This is a genomic window from Alcanivorax sp. P2S70 (assembly GCF_000475295.1).
GTDB lineage: Bacteria > Pseudomonadota > Gammaproteobacteria > Pseudomonadales > Alcanivoracaceae > Alcanivorax > Alcanivorax profundi.
On sequence record NZ_AXBZ01000023.1, the window covers coordinates 111,240 to 134,662 of the forward strand.

Sequence of the window (23,423 nt, forward strand, 5' to 3'; positions counted from 1 at the left end):
CCATCGAATCGCCCGGAGCACTCAGCTCCGAGCGCTCCATGGGACGATTACTGCATTTCTGCGTGCAAATCCTGCAGACGACGCACGGTGGGCTCGCCGCTGATACCCAGCGCCTGACACACGGCGTGGGCCGCAGTGATGGTGGTGGTGTAGAACACCTTGTGCTGCAAAGCGGAGCGACGAATCGCAAAGGAATCGCGAATCGCCTGCTTGCCTTCAGTGGTGTTTACAATCAGGGCGATCTGGTCGTTCTTGATCATATCCACAATGTGCGGACGCCCTTCCAGTACCTTGTTCACTTCTTTTACTGCCAGCCCGGCATCAGCAATGACTTTGGCGGTGCCACGGGTTGCCACCAGATCGAAGCCGCGCTCGATCAGCATGCGCGCCACATCCACCGCGGCGGGCTTGTCCACCTCACGCACAGAAATAAAGGCAGTGCCTTTTTCCGGCATTTTCTCACCCGCACCCAGAGAGGCCTTGCCAAAGGCTTCGGCAAAGGTTGCTCCTACGCCCATTACCTCACCGGTAGACTTCATTTCCGGGCCAAGGATCGGATCCACTTTCGGGAACTTGGCAAACGGGAACACGGCTTCTTTCACAAAGTAGTGTTGCGGTTTGACCTCTTCGGTAAACCCTTGTTCCTTGAGGCTGACACCTGCCATACAGCGGGCGGCCACCTTGGCCAGGGAAGCACCAATACACTTGGACACGTACGGCACTGTTCGCGACGCACGGGGGTTCACTTCCAGAACATACACCTCGCCACCTTTGACGGCGAACTGCACGTTCATCAGACCGACCACACCCAACTCCAGCGCCATGTCGCGGGACTGCTGACGCATCACGTTCTGCACGTCTTCATCCAGGGAGTACGGCGGCAGGGAACAGGCGGAGTCACCGGAGTGAACACCAGCCTGCTCGATATGCTGCATGATGCCGCCGATCACCACATCGGTGCCGTCGCAGATGGCATCCACATCCACTTCGATCGCGTCATCCAGGAAGCGGTCCAGCAGTACCGGCGAATCGTTGGACACCGACACGGCATTTAGCATGTAGTTACGCAGCTCGGCTTCGTTGTACACGATCTCCATGGCGCGACCACCCAGTACATAGGAGGGACGCACCACCAGCGGGTAACCAATTTCTTCTGCCAGGCGCACGCCATCTTCCAGAGAACGGGCGGTACGGTTCGGCGGCTGCTTCAGGCCAAGCTTGTTGACCATCTGCTGGAAGCGCTCGCGGTCTTCCGCTTCATCGATGGCATCCGGCGGGGTACCGATGATCGGCACGCCAGCAGCCTGCAGGGCACGGGCCAGTTTCAGCGGAGTTTGACCGCCATACTGCACAATCACGCCCTTGGGTTTTTCTTTCGCCACGATGGCCAGCACGTCTTCGAGAGTAATCGGCTCGAAGAACAGACGATCGGAGGTATCGTAGTCAGTGGACACGGTCTCCGGGTTACAGTTGACCATGATGGTCTCGTAACCGTCTTCGCGCATGGCGAACGCCGCGTGCACACAGCAGTAATCGAATTCGATACCCTGGCCGATACGGTTCGGGCCACCGCCGATAACCATGATCTTGTCACGGTCAGACGGATTCGCTTCGCACTCCTCGTCGTAGCTGGAGTACATGTAAGCGGTATCCGTCGCAAACTCGGCCGCACAGGTATCAACACGCTTGTAGATCGGCAGCACATCCAGCTCTTCCCGCTTGCCGCGCACGTCCGATTCCTTGACGCCCAGCAGCTGGGCCAGACGCGCATCCGAGAAGCCCTTGCGCTTGAAGCCGTAGAGGTTATCGCGATTCAGTCCCGAGAACGTCAGCGCCACCGCTTGCTGTTCTGCCTTGATCAGATCGTCGATCTGCACCAGGAACCAGCGATCGATCTTGGTGATGTTGAACACGTCTTCCACGGTCATACCAACCCGGAAGGCATCGCCCACGACCCAGATCCGTTCCGGACCCGGCGTGGCCAGCATCTGTGCCACCTGTTCACGGGCATCCGGCGCCGCCGGATCTACCTTGGGATCAAAGCCGACCGAATCCGTTTCCAGGCCACGCAGGGCTTTCTGGCAGGATTCCTGGAAGTTACGGCCAATCGCCATCACTTCGCCCACAGACTTCATCTGGGTAGTCAGCACCGCATCCGCTTCGGCAAATTTTTCAAAGTTGAAGCGAGGGATCTTGGTAACAACGTAATCGATGGACGGCTCGAAAGAGGCCGGGGTCTTGCCACCGGTGATCTCGTTCTGCAGCTCGTCCAGGGTGTAGCCCACCGCCAGCTTGGCCGCCACCTTGGCAATCGGGAAACCGGTCGCCTTGGAGGCCAGCGCGGAAGAACGGCTCACCCGTGGGTTCATTTCGATCACCACCATGCGGCCGTTGTCCGGGTTTACCCCGAACTGCACGTTGGAGCCGCCGGTTTCCACACCGATCTCACGCAGTACCGCCAACGAGGCGTCCCGCATGATCTGGTATTCCTTGTCGGTGAGCGTCTGGGCCGGCGCCACAGTGATGGAGTCACCGGTGTGCACACCCATGGGATCGAAGTTCTCGATGGAACAAACGATGATGCAGTTGTCCTTTTTGTCGCGGACCACTTCCATCTCGTACTCTTTCCAGCCGAGCAGGGATTCGTCGATCAGCAGCTCATTGGTCGGAGAAAGATCCAGACCACGCTGACAGATTTCTTCAAACTCTTCGCGGTTGTAAGCCACCCCACCGCCGGAGCCACCCATGGTGAAGCTGGGGCGGATGATGCAGGGGAAACCCAGCTCTTCCAGCGCCGCATTGGCCTCTTCCATGTTATGAGCAATGGCAGAACGCGGACACTCCAGGCCGATGGCTTTCATGGCCTTGTCAAAACGGGAGCGGTCTTCCGCCTTGTCGATGGCATCTTCGGTGGCGCCAATCATCTCGACACCGAACTTTTCCAGCACACCGTTGTGGTCCAGATCCAGCGCACAGTTCAGTGCCGTCTGACCGCCCATGGTGGGCAGCAGCGCGTCCGGACGCTCTTTCTCGATGATCTTGGCGACCGTTTCCCAGGTGATCGGCTCGATGTAGGTGGCATCGGCCATGGCCGGGTCGGTCATGATGGTGGCCGGGTTGGAGTTCACCAGGATCACCCGGAACCCCTCTTCACGCAGGGCTTTACAAGCCTGCGCGCCGGAGTAGTCAAACTCACAGGCCTGGCCGATCACGATCGGGCCAGCGCCAATGATGAGAATACTTTTGATGTCGGTTCTTTTCGGCATAGTTCACTAACCGTCAGACGTATGTTGCGGTTGTCTTAGCGTCGGACGTCAGACGTCGGACGTCAGACGCTTTTACTTGGCTTCCATCAACTCGATGAAGTGATCAAACAGCGGCGCACAGTCATGCGGCCCCGGGCTCGCTTCCGGATGCCCCTGGAAGCTGAACGCCGGCACGTCAGTGCGATGAATCCCCTGCAGAGTGCCATCGAACAGCGATACATGGGTCACCTTCAGGTTGTCCGGCAGGTTGTCCATGTCCACCGCAAAACCGTGGTTCTGGCTGGTGATCATTACGGTATCGTCATCCAGGGTTTTAACCGGATGGTTGGCGCCATGGTGGCCGGTGCCCATCTTGATTGTCTTTGCCCCGCTGGCCAGCGCCAGCAGCTGGTGGCCCAGGCAGATACCAAACACCGGTTTGCCAGTGGCAACGATGTCCTTGATCGCCGCGATGGCGTAGTCACAGGGCTCCGGATCACCCGGGCCGTTGGACAGGAAGATGCCATCGGGATTCATGGCCAGCACGTCGGCAGCCGGGGTCTGCGCCGGCACCACGGTGAGTTTGCAGCCACGCTCCGCCAGCATCCGCAGAATGTTGCGTTTGACGCCGTAATCGTAGGCCACCACGTGGAAGCGAGCGTCTTTCTGCTCGGTGTGTCCGTTTTCCAGATCCCAGGTGGACTCTGTCCAGCTGTAGGATTCCTTGACGGTCACTTCCTTGGCCAGATCCATGCCTTTCAGGCCGGGGAAACCCTTGGCCGCGTCGAGGGCTTTGGCCTCATCCAGGTTATCGCCGGCGATAATGCAGCCGTTCTGGGCGCCCTTGTCGCGCAGAATGCGGGTCAGGCGGCGGGTATCGATATCGGCGATAGCAACAATGTTGTTTTCACGCAGGTAGTCCGGCAGGGACTTTTCGCTACGCCAGTTGCTGACCGTCATGGCCAGATCGCGAATCACCAGGCCGGCGGCCCAGATTTGGCTGGACTCTTCGTCCTCGGCGGTCACACCGGTGTTGCCGATGTGGGGATAGGTCAGGGTCACAATCTGTTTGGCGTAGGAGGGATCCGTCAGGATCTCCTGGTAGCCGGTCATCGCGGTGTTAAACACCACTTCACCCACGGTTTCACCCGTGGCACCGATAGCAACACCCCGAAAGATGCTTCCGTCTTCGAGAGCGAGAATGGCGGGAACCGTCAACGCAACCTCCAGGCTGGCAGAAATAAAGGGAGATATGCGGCAGGGCACCGTGACCGGATACAGCTTTCCGGTCGCAAAAAAGCGAGATGGATTGCTCCACCTCGCTTTTTCGTGAAATTCTTCATTCGTGTGCCCCGCACGCCCATCACGGGCTGCGCGCTATTTTAGGGCTTTGGAGAACAAATGTCACCCTCAAAGCCGCCAGCACACGACGAGCTGCAGGAAAGGCCTCCGTGGGAGCTTGCCTGCAAGCGATAATTGCCTGCAGGCAAGCTCCCACGATCGATTTTGGCTCGACCCTCTTAGCCCTTGCCCCAGCCCACCGAATCACCGGCAAGACCCAATACGTCCTGCATATCGAACAGCCCCTTGTCCTGACCGCCCAACCAGGCCGCGGCCCGCACCGCACCACGGCCAAAGGCCATGCGGCTGGAAGCTTTGTGGGTAATCTCTACCCGTTCGCCATCGGCAGCGAACAGTACCGTATGATCCCCAACGATATCGCCGGCACGAATGGTCTCGAAACCGATGGTCTGGCGGTCACGCTCGCCGGTGCGACCTTCGCGGCCGTAGACCGCCACCTCCTTGAGGTTACGCCCCAGGGTCTGGGCCACCACTTCGCCCATGCGCAGGGCGGTACCGGAAGGGGCATCGATCTTGTGACGGTGGTGAGCCTCGATCACTTCGATATCCACCTCGTCCTGCAACACCGCAGCCGCCGTTTCCAGCAGCTTGAAGCACAGGTTCACACCAATGGAGTAGTTGGGAGCGTAGCAAATGGCGATCTCTTCGCTGGCCGCACGCAGGCCCGCGATCTGCTCGTCATCCAGGCCCGTGGTACCGATAACCAGCTTGGTACCCGCCGCACGACACACCTCAATATTCTTTACGGTGGCTTCCGGCACGGTGAAATCGATGAACACATCCGCATCGTTAACCACTGCCGCCAGGTCATCCGCCAACGCCACACCCGCATTACCCTGCCCCACCAGCTCTCCGGCATCGGCGCCAATCAGGCTGGACCCGGGCACATCCACCGCTGCCGCCAGAGTGGTATCCGGGTTGGCAAGAGTTGCCTCGATAAGAATACGGCCCATGCGGCCGGCAGCGCCGATAATGCCTACTTTCATGCTGAATTCCTTGAACATCGCACCGGGCAGCAACTGCTCAACCACACAGCCCCGCCAATATTGTGAAAGGCGGCTAGTCTACCAGAAAGGGGGGCTGATTCACTGCGTAGAGGTTGCGATCCTCCTTCTCCATGAACTTGCGGCGCTTGCGGTCAAAGCGCTTGAAACTCATGCCGCTGGCCTGCCAGGCCTGGATTTCCTTCAGGCGCTTGCGAGCATAGGCCCGATCCAGCCATTCCATGGAAAAACGGGCAGGCAACTGCGCCGCCAGCATCAATTGCGCCAGTGCCTGCTGCGCCTGATCGCCCTGGTAGGTGTAAAGCAGACTATTGGCATACTCATAGCGCACAATGGCCAGATCCGGCACCTGCTCCACCGATACTTCGAACGGGCGGATCGCATCCTGACTGTCGGCCGCCAGGGTCAGCCGCCCTGCCGCCTTGCCCACCCGCCGCAGCACATTGGCTTCGAAGGCGGCGCTCAGCGACAACGCCAACGGGTGCTGCGGTTCTACTGCCAGCATCTCTGTGGCCGCATTGATAACCATGGCTGCATAGTTGCGCTGCAGGGTGGCCGGCACCGATTCATCCTCGGCCAACCGCGCGACCGCGTAGCCAAAGCCGAGGCGCATCATGCAGTAATCCGACTGCATGCCCTTATCCCCCGGCAGCACGGGCGCATTGCGGCCGAACCACTCCATCTCGTTAATCACTTCCTGAAGCAATTGCTGCTTCTGGGTGTGGGTCGGCGCCAGATAGGTGGCGTAGACGATTTGCGCCACCACCGCAGGCACCCGGGCATAGCCCCCATAGCGCCGCCCAAGATCCCGGGCGTGACGCAGATCACCGCGAAAAAAGGCCTGCCAGACCTCCAGCACATTGCGACTGTGCTGCTGCCAGTCAGCATCCTGATAGCGCAGATCACGATACAGGGCCGGGAAACGCTGATAGCGGGACTGAAGGTACTCTGCAGACGGATAGGGCAACTGCAACCCACGCATGAAGGTCGCCCAGTGTTCGCGAATCTCGTCGTAGGTATAGGTGTAAGGCGCCTGGTCGAAGGGTACTGACACCCAGACCCCATTAATGACAGCATCCTCCAGCGGCAAGGGGGCTCGCTGGGAAAAGGTTTCCTCCACCCGCTGGTAAGCCTGATCCACAGGCGCCGCCGAAAGAGAAACCGGAAACATCAGGATCGCCCCCAGCATCCATGCCAGTCGCCACGCACCCATAACTGCCTCGATATTTGTTGTTGTTTTTTATGCAGAATATAGCAGCGAACAGAAGCGGGACAATGAACCCGGTCAATTTTCATACTATCGGCTGAGCCCGTACCGGAACGCCTCCACACAGTGGATCGTCCCTGCGGGAGTGATCGTCAGACCACCAAAAGGGCCGCCTCCCCGATTCGTCGGCACAAAAAAGCGGAGCCGGCTGCCCGGCTCCGCTTTACCCGATTCACTGAGCACCACACTTACTTGGTGTCGAAGAACCGTTTCACGCCTTCAAACCAGCTGCTCTTTCGCGGATTATGACGATCGCCACCGTTTTCCAGCGAATCCTGGAACTGACGCAGCAGGTCTTTCTGCTCACTGGACAGCTTCACCGGCGTTTCGATCACCACCTTGCAAAGCAGATCCCCGGGGGCGCCCCCCCGCACAGAGGTCACACCCTTGCCGCGCAGACGGAACATTTTTCCGCTCTGGGTTTCGGCCGGCACTTTCAGCTTTACCTTGCCGTTCAGGGTCGGCACATCCAGCTCACCACCGAGAGTGGCATCCACAAAGCTGACGGGTACCTCGCAATAGAGATTGGTGCCATCGCGCTGGAAGATGTCGTGTTCGCGTACCGCTACCTGAACGTAAAGGTCACCGGACGGCGCACCGTGCATCCCCGCCTCGCCCTCGCCAGCCAGACGAATGCGATCACCGGTATCGACACCGGCCGGAATCTTCACAGAGAGGGTCTTGGTGTTTTGCACCCGGCCCTGGCCACCACAACTGCCGCAAGGGTCCTTGATGATCTGACCTTCGCCCTTACAGGTCGGGCAAGCTTGCTGCACGGTGAAAAAGCCCTGCTGCATGCGCACCTGACCGGCACCACCACAGGTGGTACAGGTCACCGGCTGCGAGCCTTCCTTTGCCCCGGAGCCATGACAGACGCCGCAGCTATCCCAGGTGGGCACACGAATCTTTTCTTCGCAGCCTCGCACCGCCTGTTCCAGCGTCAACTCCAGGGTATAACGCAGATCGGCACCACGGGCCGGGCCACGACGGCCACCGCCGCCGCCACCACCAAAAATATCACCGAAAATATCGCCAAAAATATCGCCAAAGCCGCCAGCACCGCCGCCACCGAAACCGCCAGCGCCGCCCTGACCATTCACACCGGCGTGGCCGAATTGGTCGTAAGCCGCACGTTTCTGCTCATCGGCGAGGACTTCGTAGGCTTCCTTGGCTTCCTTGAATTTGGCCAATGCCTCTTCATCATCCGGATTACGGTCCGGATGGTATTTCATCGCCAGTCGGCGATAAGCTTTTTTCAGATCCTGCTGGCTGACATCCTTGGACACCCCCAGCACTTCGTAATAATCGCGTTTGGACATATACAGGTCCGTATTCTGGGCTCAAACCACGACGCCGGGCAGGGCCCGGCGTCGTTCGTCTGACGTCAACGTCCGACGCCTTTCGCTTACTTCTTCTTGTCGTCGTCGACTTCTTCGAACTCCGCGTCGACAACGTCATCACCCGCCTTTTGCTGACCCGCGTCGGCATCAGCGGCGCCTTCGGCTTGCTGAGCCTGCTCGGCATACAGCTTCTGGGCCAGCGGCGCAGACACTTCAGACAGCGCCTTGATCTTGGCTTCGATGTCGTCCTTGTCGCTGCCCTTGGCGGCTTCTTCCAGTTCGTCACAGGCCTTGGTGATGGACTCTTTCTCTTCGTCCGTGGCCTTGTCGCCTGCTTCGTCGAGGGTCTTGCGAGTCGCGTGCACCAGATGGTCGGCCTGGTTGCGAGTCTGCACCAGCTCTTCGAACTTCTTGTCTTCGTCCGCGTGCGCTTCGGCATCCGCGACCATTTGATCGATCTCTTCATCGGACAGACCGGAAGAGGCCTTGATCTGAATGGACTGCTCTTTGCCAGTGGCCTTGTCTTTCGCGCTTACGTGCAGGATACCGTTGGCATCGATATCGAAGGTCACTTCGATCTGCGGCATGCCACGAGGCGCCGGCGGAATGTCTTCCAGGTTGAACTGACCCAGAGACTTGTTCTGCCCGGCCTGCTTACGCTCACCCTGCAGCACATGCACGGTTACCGCCGTCTGGTTGTCGTCCGCGGTGGAGAACACCTGCGACGCATTGGTCGGGATGGTGGTGTTCTTCTCGATCAGCGGAGTCATCACGCCACCCATGGTTTCGATACCCAGGGTCAGCGGCGTCACGTCCAGCAGCAGTACGTCAGTTACATCGCCGCTCAGTACCGCACCCTGAATGGCCGCACCCATGGCAACCGCTTCATCCGGGTTCACGTCCTTGCGCGGCTCTTTGCCGAAGAACTCGGCCACTTTCTTCTGCACCATCGGCATACGGGTCTGACCACCCACCAGGATCACATCGGTGATCTCGGCACCGCTCACACCGGCGTCTTTCAGCGCGGTCTTGCACGGCTCCAGGGAACGGGTCACCAGATCGCCCACCAGTGACTCGAGCTTGGCGCGGGTCAACTTCACCACCAGGTGCTTGGGACCGGTGGCATCGGCAGTGATATACGGCAGGTTCACTTCCGTCTGCTCACTGGAAGACAGCTCGATCTTGGCTTTCTCGGCGGCTTCTTTCAGGCGCTGCATGGCCAGCGGATCGCCACCCAGATCGATACCGGAATCTTCCTTGAACTGGGCCGCCAGATAGTTGATCACGGCCAGGTCAAAGTCCTCACCACCCAGGAAGGTGTCACCATTGGTGGCCAGCACTTCAAACTGGTGCTCGCCATCCACTTCGGCAATCTCGATGATGGAAATATCGAAGGTACCACCACCCAGGTCGTATACCGCGATGGTGCGGTCGCCGCCCTTCTTGTCCATGCCGTAGGCCAGGGCCGCAGCAGTGGGTTCGTTGATGATACGCTTCACGTCCAGACCGGCGATGCGACCGGCATCCTTGGTGGCCTGACGCTGGGAATCGTTGAAGTAAGCCGGCACGGTGATAACGGCCTCGGTGACGGTCTCACCCAGGTAATCTTCCGCGGTCTTCTTCATCTTTTTCAGCACCTGCGCAGAGATCTGCGGCGGCGCCATCTTTTCGCCCTTCACTTCTACCCAGGCGTCACCGTTGTCGGCCTTGGCAATCTTGTAAGGGACCATCTTGATGTCTTTCTGAACCACATCGTCTTCAAAACGACGACCGATCAGACGCTTCACCGCGTACAGGGTGTTTTCCGGGTTGGTCACGGCCTGACGCTTGGCTGCCTGACCGACCAGGGTTTCCTTGTCGTCGGTGTACGCGATGATGGAAGGCGTCGTACGGGCGCCTTCGCTGTTCTCGATAACCTTGGCCTTGTCGCCTTCCAGTACCGCCACACAGCTGTTGGTCGTACCCAGGTCAATACCGATAATCTTGCCCATGTGTCTCTTTCTCCTTCACACCACCCGAATCCCTTTCGGCGATTCGGTCAGTTGAACTTGTTAACTCGTCTGGCTCCTATATGGCGGTATTTCATACCGTTTCAAGGGGCCTTCACGCATTTATCGCCACCCCTGTGTCAGGGCGCCTTGCTGACCACCACCCGCGCCGGGCGAATCAGACGGCCATTGAGCTGATAGCCTTTCTCCAGCACCTCAATCACCGTGTTCGGATCCACATTGGGTACCGGCACCATGGTCATGGCTTCATGCAATTCCGGATTGAACGGTTCATCGCTGGGGTTGATCTGCTCCAGGTTGTACTTGCCGAACACATCCAGCAGGGACTTGAGGGTCAGCTCGATGCCCTCACGGGCCGGCTTCAGGGCCTCGTCTTGCGCATCCAGCGCCGCCAGCCCACGCTCCAGGTTGTCTGCCACACTCAGCAGATCACCCGCGAATTTTTCCAGCGCGAACTTGTGGGCGTGCTGCACATCACGCTCGGCACGCTTGCGCACGTTCTGCACTTCGGCCTGGGCACGGATATCCGCCTCACCCAGTGCCTTCTTTACCTTCGCCAGTTCGGCTTCCAACTCTGCCAGCGCCTCTTCGGCGGTGGGCTCGGCGGCCTCTGCCTCGGCCTGAGCAGCCTGCTGCTCTTCCACGGTTTCTACCTGCGGCTCGGCGGCCTTCTGGTCTTTTTCCTGCTCACTCATTTGTCACTCCACATCCCTAAACCGGGCTTTTCCAGGAAAGCCGGCAAAGATATGGGAACTGTTGGTGGGGATTCAAGGGAAAGGCAGTGAATAGTTAATAGTGAACAGTTAACAGCGCCGCGAGAGGGGTTGGTGGGTGCCAGGACGGCGCAGGGCGCGTTCAGGCGGCTGTCAGCGCATCCTGTGGGAGCTTGCCTGCAAGCGATGGCCCTCCGCCCCCTGCCCGCGTCAGATCATGCTGTGGGAGCGGTGGTTCCACCGCGATTTTCAGCACCCTGCCGAGGGACCGTGGTCGAACGACCACTCCCACAGAGCTTTCGACTACAGGCAGTTAGCGATCAACTGTCCACTCTCAACTGTCAACTGAATTACAGCTGGGTGAGGGCCGCCGAGAGGATCTTGGCGGTGATATCCACGGTGGGGATCACTTTTTCGTAGTCCATGCGGGTGGGGCCCACCACGGCGAGGACGCCCACCGGGCCGTTCTCGGCACGGTAAGGGGCAGAAATCAGCGAGTAATCCTCGAAGGGACGAAAACCGGATTCCCGACCAATGAAAATCTGCACCCCGTCGGCCTTCATGGAACGCTCCAGCAAGTGCAGGATGTCGCGCTTGTGGTTGAAGGCATCAAACAGATCCCGCAGCTGGCCCAGATTGTCCGCCTCGGCAGACTGAATCAGGTTGGACTCTCCGGAAACCACATAATCAGAATCAGATTGCTCCGTACGCAGGGCCTTGTCGGCCACCGCCACCGCCGTTTGCATCAGGGCATCCATCTGCTGACGGTCCGCATTCATGGTATTGAGCAGGCCATCGCAGATACTGTTCAAGTCGCAACCGGCATAGGTGTGATTGATGTAGTTGGCGGCCTGCCGCAGCTCCACCTCATCGTAATCCCGGTCGGTATGAATGATACGGTTCTGCACCTCAGAGCGGTTCACCACCAGCACCACCAGCACCCGCTTGCCCGACAACGGCAGAAACTCCACCTGCCGCAGGGTGCTCACCTCACGGCGTGGCACCGCCACCAGCCCCGCCATACGCGTCAGCTCCGCCAGCGTCTTTGACGCCTGGGCGATCAACTCTTGCGGCGATTGCTCCGGCGCCAGCAGCTGGTTCAACTCGCGCTTCAGATCCCTGTGATCCGGCCGCTCCATCACACTGGTCGCCAGCAGGGAATCCACATACATGCGGTAACCCAATTCGGTCGGAATCCGCCCGGCAGAGGTATGCGGGCTGGCCAGAATGCCCAGATCCTCGAGCTCCGCCATGATATTGCGGATGGTGGCCGGGCTGACCTTGAGACCACTGCCGGAAGCCAGCGTCTTGGAACCCACCGGCTGGCCATCGCGAATATGGCGCTCCACCAGCGTCATCAGCAGGCGTTGTTTGCGTTCGTTGAGGTCCAGTTTGGTCATGGGAATATATGTACCAGAAAGTCCCGGTCATTATACAGCCCCACAGGGACTTACACTTCCCCGCTGTTTGCCCTAGTATTGGCCTTACTGACCATAAGGACAGCACCTTCATCAGTGCAGGCAAATGCAGGAGAGCCCGATGCTGACCCACCTGAGTGTTCGCCACTTCGCCACCGTCGACCAGCTGGAGCTGGAGCCAGAGAACGGGCTTACCGTCATCAGCGGCGAAACCGGCGCGGGCAAGTCTGTCATTATCGATGCGCTGGGGCTGACCCTGGGCGATCGGGCCGACTCCAGCGTGGTACGGCACGGGCATGACCGGGCTGAGGTGCTCGCCACCTTTGATGTCAGCGACAATCCGGCCGCCCGGCAATGGCTGTCGGAACGGGAACTGGACGACGACAACCAGTGCCTGTTGCGCCGCACCGTGCGCGCCGATGGCCGCTCCCGGGCCTACGTGAATGGCACGCCGACGCCACTGGCAGAAGTCCGCGATCTGGGCGAACGCCTGATCAGCATCCACAGCCAGCATGAACACCAGGCCCTGCTCAAGAAAGAGGCCCACCGGCAACTACTGGACAATTTCGCCGATGCCCGCGATCTGGCCGGCACCGTGCGTGAGAATTGGCGCAGCTGGCAGAAAGCCCGCCGCGCCCATGACGACGCCCTCAACCAGGCCCGTGAGCAAAACGAGCGTGAAGAACTGCTGCGCTTCCAGCTGGAAGAGCTGGACGCGCTCGCCCTGCAGGAAGGCGAATTGCAGGAGCTGGAACAGGAACAGCAGCGTCTGGCCAACGCCGAAGGGCTGATTCGCATCTGCCAGCAATCCCTTGGCGCCTTGTACGAAGGCGACGACGGCACCTGCAACGATCACCTCAGCCAGGTAAGCCACTGGCTCGATGATGCGCGCCGGCAAGATGAAGGCCTGGCCAGTATTGCCGACACAGTGGAATCCGCCCGCCTGCAAGTCGAAGCCGCGGCCGATGACCTGCGCCACTACCTGGAAAAACTTGATCTGGATCCGGAGCGCCTTAGCCAGGTAGAAGAGCGCCTGAGCCAGTGCTACACCCTGGCCCGCAAATACCGCATTCGCCCCGAGGAGCTGGTAGAACACCACCAGGGGCTGCTGTCGGAATCCGAAGCACTGGGCAATGTGGACGCCCACCTCCATGCCCTGGCAGAAGCGGAAAGCGCAGCAGAAAAGCAGTACATGGACAGCGCCCTGACACTGGGCAAGGCCCGCCGCAAGGCTGGCCAATCACTCACCCAGCAAGTCCAGAAACAACTCACCGCACTGGGCATGAAAGCGGCCGTACTGGAAGCGCGCCTGAGCGAATGCAACCCCGGCGCCGACGGGCTCGAGGACGTCGAATTCCTGTTCTCCGCCAATCCTGGCCAACCCCTGAAACCGCTGGGCAAGGTGGCCTCCGGCGGTGAATTGTCGAGGGTCAGCCTGGCCATCCAGGTGATCTGCGCCCGCAACCTCACCGTGCCCAGCCTGGTCTTCGATGAAGTCGACGTGGGCGTCGGCGGCGGTGTCGCCGAAATTGTCGGGCGCCTGCTGCGCGAGCTGGGCAGCCACGCGCAAGTACTGTGTATTACCCACCAGGCCCAGGTCGCCAGCCAGGGCCATCAGCACTGGCAAGTCAGCAAGATTCAGGGCGACGACACCACACACACCCGCATCCACGGGCTCGATAACGCGGCCAGAGTCGAAGAACTGGCCAGAATGCTGGGGGGCGTGGAAATCACCGAATCCACCCGCACCCATGCGAAAGAAATGCTGAACAAGGCACAGGCGGCCTGAAAGGCAGTTAACAGTTAATAGCTGCGCGGGAAGGGTTGGGCGGACTGACATGCCGTGCCCGCGCTCAAACCACTGTCATCAGCCTCCTGTGGCCGCCTGCTTGCAAGAGAAAGGCAGGATTCGGGAAAACACCTCCTGCAGGCATACCCAACATTACACAGAGCCCCCCATAACCCCGACCTTCCTGTGGGAGCGGTGGTTCCACCGCGAGTTTCCCGGCAACGCCGGGATCGTGGCCGAACGACCACTCCCACAGCTCGATATCTCCACACGCCAACATCCAATTCAGTGCCATCGCCGCAGGAGCCCATGCTCGCATGGCGGCAAAAGGCCAACGCATCATCATGCAAGCATGAACGCCTGCAGGGAAAAGAGTGTTCTGGGGGGAACTGGCCGGGAGGGGAGGGGGAACAGCCCACGCAACACCCGGGACTCCCCGCGTGTTGCGTGCCGCTGCGCGAAGCGCCTTACTTCTTGGGCTTCACGTACAGGACCAGCGAGTGGTCCACAATCTCGTAACCGTGCTCTTCTGCAATGGCGTGCTGGCGTTTCTCGATCACCTCGTCCATAAACTCGATAACCTGCCCGGTTTCCATGCACACCATGTGGTCATGATGGTCTTCGTCGGCCAGCTCAAAAACCGCCGAGCCACCTTCAAAATTGTGGCGCAACACCATGCCGGCCTGCTCGAACTGGGTCAGCACCCGGTACACGGTTGCCAGCCCCACGTCTTCGCCCGCTTCCATCAGCGACTTGTAGATGTCTTCCGCGCTCAGGTGACGCTCTTCGGACTTTTCCAGTTGCTGCAGGATTTTCACCCGCGGCAAGGTCACTTTAAGGCCCGCTTTTCTCAGATCCTGATTATCCACTGCGTATGCTCCATCTGCCATTGGGTGGCTATTATGTCGATGTCCGGAAACTTGTACCGCGATTCCAAGTCTGTATTATCGCCCGAACACTCAATGAAGTCGAAAAACCATGCCACGTATTACCGTCACATTGCTTGTCACTGCCCTGCTCGCCCTGTCTGGCTGTAGCAGCCTGCGTTTCCCCGGGGTCTACCGTATCGATATCCCGCAGGGTAATTTCGTGACGGAAGACATGCTCGCCGAACTGAAGCCCGGCATGACCCCGGACCAGGTTCGTTTTGTTCTGGGGGCGCCCACCCTGGTCGACCCCTTCACTCCCGACGTCTGGTTCTACCCCATGACATACCGCCCCGGGAAAGGCGATAACGTCCGCCAGAAGATCACCATTTATTTTGATGGCGGCCAATACAGCCGCTACGAAGGCAAGGTGATCGACGACTTCAAGGCGAAGACCAGCGGCCGCAGCGACCGCCAACTCAACCAACGCGCCGAAGAGCGCAAGGAAGACGCCGAGTAAAAGCCTCCAGCGCTCGCCCGCGTATCCGCCCCGGCACACCGGGGCAGACTCTCAGCCTTTCTCCGCCTTTTCCTGTGCCCGCTTCTTGCGATTGAGCTTCGGGTCCGCTTTGAGCCCACGGTAGATTTCCACCCGCTCCCCCGGCTTCAACGCGTGCGCAGCGGGGTTGGCTACCACCTTGCCAAACACCCCCATGGAGGCCTTTTCCAGGTCCCAGCCTTCGAACTGCTCACTGATCCCCGAGAGCCGCACCGCCTCCAGCATGGTCGTGCCTTCCGGCACGTCCAGCCCGACGAGACGCTGCTTTTCCGGCAAGGCAAACGCCACTTCCACATGAATCAGGGTATCAGCCATTACCGGGCCTCCTGCGCCGCAGGCACATCCGCCGCGGCAGGCGTCTCGGGCAACGACCCCCCTTGCACCTCAGGCAGCTCGGCCACGGGGGGCTGATCTGCCGGCTCGACAGGTGCAGGCTGCTCAGCCACAGGCGCCTCAGCAACCGGCTCATCCCCCTTTTCCGGCGCAAAGGTGCTCCACACGGAGTACACCACCAACACAATCACCGCCACCGGCGAGAAGATGCGCACCAGCGCCCGCCAAACCAGGTATAGCGGGAAGCTCTTCATTGCAAGCTCCTTGCGGGCATGGGTCTCTTTCATCACCCACCCGGCAAAGACCGCGATCAACAATCCGCCCAACGGCAACATGATCGTCGTAGACAGGAACTCCATGTTGTCGAAGAAGGTACCGACCAGGAAGGTCTTGTCCTTCCAGATATTGAACGACAGCACCGACCCCAGCCCCAGCACCCAGGCGCCCAGACCCACAATCACCGACGACATGGCACGGTTAACACCCTTTTCGACCAGCCAGGCCACCACCGGCTCCGCCAGACTGATAGAGGAGCTCCAGGCGGCACACACCACCAGCACGAAAAACAGCGAACCGAACAACAGACCGCCCGGCATCTGACCAAACGCCAGCGGCAAGGTCACAAACATCATGCCCGGTCCCTGCCCTGCCTCCAGCCCACCGGAGAACAGCAACGGGAACATGGCCACACCGCTACCCAGTGCGACCAGCGTGTCCAGCAAGGCAATAATGATCACCGTGGACATGATGGACACCGGCTTCTTCTTGCCAGCCTTACCGGGCACTTGCCGCGGCATATAGGCCCCATAGGCCATGATCGCGCCCATACCCAGACTCAGGGTAAAAAAGGCCTGGCCGACAGCGGTAATCACTGCCTGACCATTGAGCTTGGAAAAGTCGAAGGCAAACAGGAACTCGATACCCTGCATGAAACCCGGCGTCGTGGCGGCGTAGCCCACCAGCACCAGCAACAGCACAAACAGCAGCGGCATCAGGATCTGCACGGCTTTTTCCAGCCCCCCTTTTACGCCACGGCCAACCACCACCATGGTCAGCAGCATGAACAGGGTGTGATACCCCATCATCAGCCAGGGACTGGCCAGCATGTCATCAAAACGGGCACCGGACTGCGCCGCCGTAATCCCCTGGAAGGCACCCTGCACCGCTTCCCACGTATAGTAGAGCGCCCAGCTGGCCACCACGGAATAGAAAGACAAGATCAGGAACGCCGACAGCACCCCCATATACCCGATCCAGGACCAACGCTGGGTGACCTTGCTCTCCGCCGCCAGCTTGCGCATGGTGTTAATCGGGCTCATCCCGCCCTTGCGGCCCAGCATCACTTCCGCCGCCATGATCGGCACACCCACCACCGCGATACACAGCAGGTACAACAAGACAAATGCCCCGCCCCCGTTTTCGCCGGTGATGTAAGGGAAACGCCAGATGTTCCCCAACCCGACCGCAGAACCGGTCGCCGCCAGAATAAAAACCCAACGGCTGGCCCACATGCCGTGAACCGGCTTGCTCTCTTGCTTCATAACATCTGTACCCTAGTTAACGTGGCGCTATTCTCTTATTTTTTGCCATGCAGGCTCAACCCGAAGTAACCACTCACATACAGGCGCTTGCCATAGACAAAGCGCTATTCGGCGCCCCAGCCATGCTCTATAATCGCCCGCCTATGGGAAAAGCCAACAAAAAAGCCAAAGCACCGTCCGCCACCATTGCGCAAAATCGCAAGGCGCGTCACGAATACCATCTGGAAGAGCACTTTGAAGCCGGCCTGGTTCTGGAAGGCTGGGAAGTGAAGTCCATGCGTGCCGGCAAAGCCAACCTCAGCGAAGCCTACATCCTGCTCAAGGATGGCGAGGCCTTCCTGTTTGGTGCCCGCATCGAGCCGCTGAACACGGCCAGCACCCACATCACCCCGGACCCGGTACGCACACGCAAGCTGCTGCTACACCGTCGCGAGCTGGGGCAGGTATTTGGTGGGGTACAGAAAGACGGCTTCACCTGCGTACCGGTGAGCCTGTACTGGAAGAAAGGGTTCGCCAAGTGCGACATTGCGCTGGCCAAGGGCAAACAGAAATTCGACAAGCGCGCCACCGAGAAAGAGCGCGACTGGAACCGGCAGAAGCAGCGCCTCATGCGGCAGGGCTGATCACCAGCCCCGCCCCGGCCCGCCGAGGTTAGCAAACACCACCCCGACCAACCTCAAGACACTGTCTAGAGCCGGCAAATTACGCCGTAGGGCGCTCTACGCTGTCCGCCCGACTGTCGCCGCGCAGCTGCCAGTAAAACTGGAGCCAGGCACGCAGTACCGCCGGCAGAAAGTAGACCGCAAACAGGATCACCGGAATTCGGGCGTCCGGCGTTGCCAGGTCCACCAGGTAGACACCTGCAGCGTAAGCCGCCAGGGCGAATACCAGTTGCAGCGCTCTGTAGAGCAGCGGCTGAGCCTTCAAAGGCGACAGTGCCTTCTCGGAAACTTGCCCTGCTGACCGAAAGATCGTGTTCATCTTCCTTCTCCTTAATGAACGACAATGCTTTGATCAGCGGCCTTCATGAACATCAATCTCAAGGCTCGCTGTAAAGCCATTGTGTGGATACACAATCTCGAACCCCATGCGTCATGGTGGCTTTTGGCTACCCCGCACATGGATTCGACCTTGCCACCGAAGACCTCATCATTTATCGATGACATTATTCCGTGGCACACCGCTATATTGCGCCGGAAAGATGACACAACAAGGGCAAAAGGTCAGATTGTCGGACAACAGATGTGTATTCAGGTAACACTTTTCACAGCCCGGTTACTTTGTGAACTGCCTTCAGCTCAAAATCGATCAAAAAATATGCGAAATCCGTTTTAATCGTCCGACACACTTGTCGATCGACTTCCCCCACCCCATCTCCTACAATAGCCGTTCACAGGGGCCGACCTGGATTCGACGCCGGTATTGAACTCTGTGGTGCATGTCGAGAAGGTCACGAGTCTCGTAAATCATTTGTGGCACATTAAAGTAATCGCAAACGACGATTCTTACGCACTAGCAGCTTAAACCCTGCTTATCGCCAATCGACCCTGCCTGTGGGGAAGAGCGGCGAGCATCGCAACACAGGCTCGCAGCAACGTCCGCCCCGGATCGCGCTGTTAAAACTCTCAGGGGCTCGGCTTTCACGTCCTGCCAATCGGGTTGTGAAGGCTTAAATCAATAGATCTGGCTAAGCATGTAGACCTGCAGATGGATTGCTGACGGACGCGGGTTCGATTCCCGCCGGCTCCACCAAACAGCACCAATAAAAAGGGCCACCCCATCGGGGTGGCCCTTTTTTGTGTTGCTTCGCGGATGCCTTACGCTTAATCGAACCGCCGCAGGAACGTAGCGCAGCGCAGTAACGCACGGGGAAAACCTGCCCGGAAGCCCAAATACAAACATTGACAATCTTTGTGTTTGGCCTAGCATGATCTGTATAAATACCTACCCTTGTTGGAGGTCATCATGCATGTGTCCCTAACTCCCGAGCTGGAGTCTCGCATTAAAGCCAAAGTTGAAAGCGGCCTGTACAACAATGCCAGCGAAGTGATCCGTGAAGCGCTGCGCTTTATGGACACACATGAAGACTGGATCCACGAAGTGAAATTGGCCCGCTTGCGTGAACAGCTGAAAGTTGGCACCGACCAACTAGATCGTGGTGAGGGCATTGCCATTGAATCAAAAAACGCCCTGGATTCGCTGTTCGACGACATCAAAGCTTAAATGCCTGCCCACAAACTCGTTATTGCTCCTGCCGCCAAAGGCGATCTTAAAGACATCTATCAAGGTGGGCTTCGGCAATGGGGGAAAGCCCAATCCGACAGTTACCTGGAAAATTTGAAAGCGCATTTCTGGCTCCTTACCGAGCAGCCACTGATGGGTGTTGAACGCCCTGAACTCCTGACCAAGGCCAGAAGCCTGCCCGTTGCAAGCCACATCCTGTTTTACAGAGTCACTACCGATACAGTAGAAATAATCCGCGTACTACACGGCCGCCAAGACCCACAGCGACATTTCACGCCCCCCGAATAACGCGGCGCATAGTCCGGCTTTCAGAATTACTACCATTCCCGCAGGAAGTGCCATAGACAGGTTTACTCTCTGGTCGAAGCCCCTATTTGCCAAAGCACTCCACCATTGCTCAAACCAGACTGGATAGGCCTGCGGATAACCCACTAACGGACGCGTGTTCGATTCCCGCCGGCCCAAACAGCAAAACGAAACAAGGAGTTTGCCAGCGAGCGATAGCCCCACTTATCACACTTGATCCAAACTGGACGTACGAGGCAAGATCTAGCCCTCAACCCTCGAAGCAAGAGCAGACTCCGAATCTCCCGCAAACCCGCTTCTCAACGCATCAAGCTGCTAGCAAGCATTAGCCTTACCTGGTAAATTTTCTGAATGAAAAAGGGTCTGTACGAAAAAATCATTGATGCGTCGACTAGTGACGAGCTCAGCAAGCTCTCACTATCTAGCCGTAGGGAAAAACTGGATACTGCTGACAGTCACAACATCCTGGCTCAGCACCTCAGCGATATCATCGCATCAACCCTTCACAGACTACCCTCTGCTAATCGTCTTGATCATCAGCGAAACCTTATCAACAAAATCATATCCGTTCTTTCGGAAGCAGATGCCTCACTAAAAGACCAAGCAACTCTGCCCGAAACGCTAGAACGCCTGCTAGAAGTTTCTGACCAAAATAACGCTTTGATCAGGCCAGACACACCGGCCTCAGAGAGCAGCCTGCTTACAGGCACACGCATAGACCCAAGTTTGGTGTCTCAACTAAAGCAAGAAATGGCTAGTGCAGACCGGATCGATATTCTCTGCTCTTTCATTAAATGGAGCGGCATCGCACTACTAAGGGACGCACTTGAAGATTTCACCAGCAGGGACGGCGCCCGACTTCGCGTCATCACTACCAGCTACATGGGAGCCACAGATTTAGTGGCTGTAAAAACATTGGCTGAACTTCCCAACACAGAAGTACGAGTGTCTTATGACTCTCACCGCACAAGACTACATGCTAAAGCTTATTTATTTGAAAGAGATACAGGGTTCAGCACGGCTTATATTGGCTCAGCCAACCTATCTAGACCAGCCCTGACAGAAGGGCTTGAGTGGACAGTCAAGGCCACCCAATACGCCGACAAACCCATTTGGGACAAAGTTCTTGCCACCTTCGACACCTATTGGCAAGACCCCGAATTCGAGCCATTCAACGAAGATTCACTTCGGAAAGCACTACAAAAAGAGAATACAAAAAACCCTCCTAATAGCCATCTAACACTTTTTAATCTCAATCCATATCAATTTCAGCAAGAGGTACTAGATTCCCTAGAGAACGATAGAAAGCTACGCCCCGCCCCACACAGACAGCTCGTTGTCGCCGCCACAGGAACGGGAAAGACAATGATCGCTGCTTTTGATTATCGAAACCAAATCAAAAAGAATAACGGCAGAGCCCCCAAGCTACTCTTTATTGCTCATAGAAGAGAAATACTTGAGCAAGCAATAGCCACATTCAGGGCCGTACTTAGAGATCATAACTTTGGAGATCTACTCGACGGCACTAGCACTCCGGATCAAGATGACCATTTGTTTGCCACCGTACAAACGATCAGTAACCGCAAGCTCACCAAGGTCTGGCAAGCCAGCAAGTTCGAATACGTTTTGATCGACGAAACTCATCGATCCTCCGCCATCAGCTATAAAGGAATCGTGTCCGATCTAAAGCCAAAAATTCTCCTGGGACTAACAGCCACCCCGGAACGCACAGACGGCAACGATATCACAGCCATATTTGACGACCGAATTGTCTGTGAAATCAGGCTCCCTGATGCCATAAACCGAAGACTTGTGGCCCCTTTTCATTACTACGGGGTATCCGACATTGATGAAATTGATTACTCCAAACTCACATGGGAGCGTGGAGGGTTTAGGACTTCCGAACTAGACAACCTTGTAACAGGCAACGACATGCGAGCTCAAAACATTGTTGACCAATGCTGGCGCCGCATACCCAATCTAAAGGATTCCCGAGGCGTTGGATTTTGCGTCAGCATAGCGCACGCAAAATTCATGGCAAACTTCTTCAATAAAAGTGGAATTCCTTCACTTTCACTAACATCTGAATCAACAAAAAACGAAAGAAAATTAGCCAGAAAACACTTAAAAGAAAGAAAAATAAACTTCATTTTTTCCGTAGATTTATTTAATGAGGGAATCGACATTCCAGAGATAGACACCGTGCTATTTCTCCGGCCCACAGAAAGCCTCACAATATTCTTACAGCAGCTCGGGCGCGGGCTTCGCTTATCAGATGAAAAAGACTACCTCACCGTTTTAGATTTCATTGGAAACATGCACAAGAAGTTTCGGTTCGAAAATCGTCTTCGAGCTTTGTCATCAAACCCTTCCAGTGACATAAATGAAGAAATAAACCATGAATTCCCCCACTTACCTGCAGGGTGTGCAATTCAATTAGAAAGGGTCGCAAAGCAAAGAATCCTTCAAAACATCAAAGATGCATCTTTAGACAGGGCTCCCCAGTTAATTCGCAGCATCTCCGACTTATCTTCATCATTCGGTCGCGACGTAACAATTTCTGACTTTTTAAACCATTTCAAAATAATACCGGCAGATATTTATCGAACCGACACATGGAGCGGCCTCTGCATAAAAGCAGGAACACTTGACGCCAGCCCTGAACCTGACAACAAATCACTCCAATCTTGGCTTCGACGAATTTGTCATGCAAACGATACATCCAGACTTTCTCGCTGGAAACAATGGCTCATTGACGGAGAAGGCGATGACCCTCTTGTACACGCCTTCCTCAGCCCGCTGATTACCAGTCGCAGCCAAGTAAACAGTGCAAAAACTGCATGGGCGCTCATCAATAAAAACCAGCACATTTTATCTGAGGCCAAACAGCTTATCGACTGGCTGCTGCAACAGCCGAGCACCTTAGCAGGCAACCCCATAACAGAAACGCTCCTTATTACACCGCACGCCAGCTACACTAGAGATGAAATTTTGATATTAACTGGCGAATGGAACTGGGAAAAGCAGCCTCCATTTCGAGAAGGAGTACGCCACGTACCTAAGCAAAGAGCCGACCTATTCTTAGCCACCATTCAGAAAAGTGAAAAGCACTACAGTCCGACCACACTTTATGCAGACTACGCAATAAGCAGCACCTTATTCCATTGGCAGAGTCAAAGCACAACTAGCGATCAGTCCAACACAGGAAATCGTTACATCAACCACAAAGCACTTGGCTACACACCTTTGCTATTCGTCCGCGAGCAAGCCAAAGTCCGAAACTATGCACAACCCTATCATTTCCTTGGACCTGTCTCGTACCAATACCATGAAGGCAGCCGCCCAATGAGCATAACGTGGAAACTTGACATCCCCATGCCCGCTCGGCATTTGCGTGCATTCAAAACTCTTTCGATTGCGGGCTAAG

Annotated in this window: 18 protein-coding genes and 1 other RNA gene; 7 read left to right on the forward strand and 12 right to left on the reverse strand. The window is 57.4% G+C overall.

The genetic code is table 11. The features are described 5' to 3' along the window. Positions 1–47 precede the first annotated feature (47 nt). From carB to hrcA, 8 genes are all read right to left on the reverse strand, one after another. Entirely contained in the window at positions 48–3,266 is a 3,219-nt protein-coding gene (gene carB / locus Q672_RS25610) for a carbamoyl-phosphate synthase large subunit (protein ID WP_022985324.1), read from the reverse strand. A gap of 72 nt (positions 3,267–3,338) precedes the next feature. Beyond that, positions 3,339–4,463 carry a glutamine-hydrolyzing carbamoyl-phosphate synthase small subunit gene (gene carA / locus Q672_RS25615; protein WP_022985325.1) on the reverse strand — a complete coding sequence of 375 codons (1,125 nt, stop codon included), beginning with the start codon at positions 4,461–4,463 and terminating at the stop codon, positions 3,339–3,341. Positions 4,464–4,765: 302 nt separating this feature from the next. After that, the gene (dapB, locus tag Q672_RS25620) at positions 4,766–5,593 is read right to left on the reverse strand and encodes a 4-hydroxy-tetrahydrodipicolinate reductase (RefSeq protein WP_031226430.1); all 828 of its coding nucleotides are present in this window, start codon (positions 5,591–5,593) and stop codon (positions 4,766–4,768) included. A gap of 73 nt (positions 5,594–5,666) precedes the next feature. Further along, positions 5,667–6,824 (reverse strand): hypothetical protein, encoded by a 1,158-nt coding sequence (locus Q672_RS25625; RefSeq protein WP_022985327.1) that lies wholly within the window; start codon positions 6,822–6,824, stop codon positions 5,667–5,669. A gap of 242 nt (positions 6,825–7,066) precedes the next feature. Further along, positions 7,067–8,197: a molecular chaperone DnaJ gene (gene dnaJ / locus Q672_RS25630; protein ID WP_022985328.1), complete on the reverse strand. Its 1,131-nt coding sequence runs from the start codon at positions 8,195–8,197 to the stop codon at positions 7,067–7,069. Between the two features lie 86 nt (positions 8,198–8,283). Further along, on the reverse strand, positions 8,284–10,209 hold the full coding sequence (dnaK, locus tag Q672_RS25635; RefSeq protein WP_022985329.1) for a molecular chaperone DnaK: 1,926 nt from the start codon (positions 10,207–10,209) through the stop codon (positions 8,284–8,286). Between the two features lie 137 nt (positions 10,210–10,346). After that, positions 10,347–10,922, reverse strand: coding sequence for a nucleotide exchange factor GrpE (gene grpE, locus Q672_RS25640; RefSeq protein ID WP_022985330.1), 576 nt, complete (start codon positions 10,920–10,922; stop codon positions 10,347–10,349). Positions 10,923–11,290: 368 nt separating this feature from the next. Continuing rightward, positions 11,291–12,340 carry a heat-inducible transcriptional repressor HrcA gene (hrcA, locus tag Q672_RS25645; RefSeq protein ID WP_022985331.1) on the reverse strand — a complete coding sequence of 350 codons (1,050 nt, stop codon included), beginning with the start codon at positions 12,338–12,340 and terminating at the stop codon, positions 11,291–11,293. Positions 12,341–12,479: 139 nt separating this feature from the next. Between hrcA and recN the strand changes: the two genes are divergently transcribed. Further along, complete coding sequence (gene recN / locus Q672_RS25650; protein WP_022985332.1) at positions 12,480–14,147, forward strand: DNA repair protein RecN; 1,668 nt, start codon at positions 12,480–12,482, stop codon at positions 14,145–14,147. A 467-nt stretch (positions 14,148–14,614) separates the two neighbouring features. Here the strand turns inward: recN and fur are convergent, their stop codons facing one another. Continuing rightward, the gene (fur, locus tag Q672_RS25660; protein WP_022985334.1) at positions 14,615–15,016 is read right to left on the reverse strand and encodes a ferric iron uptake transcriptional regulator; all 402 of its coding nucleotides are present in this window, start codon (positions 15,014–15,016) and stop codon (positions 14,615–14,617) included. A gap of 109 nt (positions 15,017–15,125) precedes the next feature. Between fur and Q672_RS25665 the strand changes: the two genes are divergently transcribed. Continuing rightward, on the forward strand, positions 15,126–15,533 hold the full coding sequence (locus tag Q672_RS25665; RefSeq protein WP_022985335.1) for an outer membrane protein assembly factor BamE: 408 nt from the start codon (positions 15,126–15,128) through the stop codon (positions 15,531–15,533). 51 nt (positions 15,534–15,584) lie between these two features. Here the strand turns inward: Q672_RS25665 and Q672_RS25670 are convergent, their stop codons facing one another. Both Q672_RS25670 and Q672_RS25675 read right to left on the reverse strand, forming a co-directional pair. Next, positions 15,585–15,887, reverse strand: coding sequence for an RnfH family protein (locus tag Q672_RS25670; RefSeq protein ID WP_022985336.1), 303 nt, complete (start codon positions 15,885–15,887; stop codon positions 15,585–15,587). Continuing rightward, a complete protein-coding gene (locus Q672_RS25675) occupies positions 15,887–17,446 on the reverse strand; it encodes a sodium-dependent transporter (protein ID WP_022985337.1) in 1,560 nt (519 codons plus the stop codon). The genes Q672_RS25670 and Q672_RS25675 overlap by 1 nt, the downstream gene beginning before the upstream one ends. Positions 17,447–17,589: 143 nt before the next feature. On the opposite strand from Q672_RS25675, the gene smpB reads away from it, so the two are divergent. Then, positions 17,590–18,069, forward strand: a complete 480-nt coding sequence (gene smpB, locus Q672_RS25680; protein WP_022985338.1) for an SsrA-binding protein SmpB — start codon at positions 17,590–17,592, stop codon at positions 18,067–18,069. Between the two features lie 79 nt (positions 18,070–18,148). Here smpB and Q672_RS25685 read toward each other — a convergent pair whose 3' ends face one another. Next, positions 18,149–18,427, reverse strand: coding sequence for a hypothetical protein (locus Q672_RS25685; protein WP_022985339.1), 279 nt, complete (start codon positions 18,425–18,427; stop codon positions 18,149–18,151). A 414-nt stretch (positions 18,428–18,841) separates the two neighbouring features. Between Q672_RS25685 and ssrA the strand changes: the two genes are divergently transcribed. The 4 genes from ssrA to Q672_RS25700 all read left to right on the forward strand — a co-directional run bounded on the left by ssrA (position 18,842) and on the right by Q672_RS25700 (position 23,422). Beyond that, positions 18,842–19,198: a transfer-messenger RNA gene (ssrA, locus tag Q672_RS33955) on the forward strand. A 213-nt stretch (positions 19,199–19,411) separates the two neighbouring features. Continuing rightward, a complete protein-coding gene (locus Q672_RS25690; protein ID WP_022985340.1) occupies positions 19,412–19,669 on the forward strand; it encodes a type II toxin-antitoxin system ParD family antitoxin in 258 nt (85 codons plus the stop codon). After that, positions 19,670–19,978, forward strand: coding sequence for a type II toxin-antitoxin system RelE/ParE family toxin (locus Q672_RS25695; protein WP_022985341.1), 309 nt, complete (start codon positions 19,670–19,672; stop codon positions 19,976–19,978). A gap of 369 nt (positions 19,979–20,347) precedes the next feature. Continuing rightward, on the forward strand, positions 20,348–23,422 hold the full coding sequence (locus Q672_RS25700; protein ID WP_022985342.1) for a DUF3427 domain-containing protein: 3,075 nt from the start codon (positions 20,348–20,350) through the stop codon (positions 23,420–23,422). Position 23,423: the final 1 nt, after the last annotated feature.

Coding starts and splice junctions, on each gene's coding strand:
- carB (WP_022985324.1), bottom strand. CDS start 3,266: ATGCCGAAAAGAACCGACATCAAAAGTATTCTCATCATTGGCGCTGGC.
- dapB (WP_031226430.1), bottom strand. CDS start 5,593: ATGAAAGTAGGCATTATCGGCGCTGCCGGCCGCATGGGCCGTATTCTT.
- Q672_RS25625 (WP_022985327.1), bottom strand. CDS start 6,824: ATGGGTGCGTGGCGACTGGCATGGATGCTGGGGGCGATCCTGATGTTT.
- dnaJ (WP_022985328.1), bottom strand. CDS start 8,197: ATGTCCAAACGCGATTATTACGAAGTGCTGGGGGTGTCCAAGGATGTC.
- dnaK (WP_022985329.1), bottom strand. CDS start 10,209: ATGGGCAAGATTATCGGTATTGACCTGGGTACGACCAACAGCTGTGTG.
- grpE (WP_022985330.1), bottom strand. CDS start 10,922: ATGAGTGAGCAGGAAAAAGACCAGAAGGCCGCCGAGCCGCAGGTAGAA.
- hrcA (WP_022985331.1), bottom strand. CDS start 12,340: ATGACCAAACTGGACCTCAACGAACGCAAACAACGCCTGCTGATGACG.
- recN (WP_022985332.1), top strand. CDS start 12,480: ATGCTGACCCACCTGAGTGTTCGCCACTTCGCCACCGTCGACCAGCTG.
- Q672_RS25665 (WP_022985335.1), top strand. CDS start 15,126: ATGCCACGTATTACCGTCACATTGCTTGTCACTGCCCTGCTCGCCCTG.
- Q672_RS25670 (WP_022985336.1), bottom strand. CDS start 15,887: ATGGCTGATACCCTGATTCATGTGGAAGTGGCGTTTGCCTTGCCGGAA.
- Q672_RS25675 (WP_022985337.1), bottom strand. CDS start 17,446: ATGAAGCAAGAGAGCAAGCCGGTTCACGGCATGTGGGCCAGCCGTTGG.
- smpB (WP_022985338.1), top strand. CDS start 17,590: ATGGGAAAAGCCAACAAAAAAGCCAAAGCACCGTCCGCCACCATTGCG.
- Q672_RS25685 (WP_022985339.1), bottom strand. CDS start 18,427: ATGAACACGATCTTTCGGTCAGCAGGGCAAGTTTCCGAGAAGGCACTG.
- Q672_RS25690 (WP_022985340.1), top strand. CDS start 19,412: ATGCATGTGTCCCTAACTCCCGAGCTGGAGTCTCGCATTAAAGCCAAA.
- Q672_RS25695 (WP_022985341.1), top strand. CDS start 19,670: ATGCCTGCCCACAAACTCGTTATTGCTCCTGCCGCCAAAGGCGATCTT.
- Q672_RS25700 (WP_022985342.1), top strand. CDS start 20,348: ATGAAAAAGGGTCTGTACGAAAAAATCATTGATGCGTCGACTAGTGAC.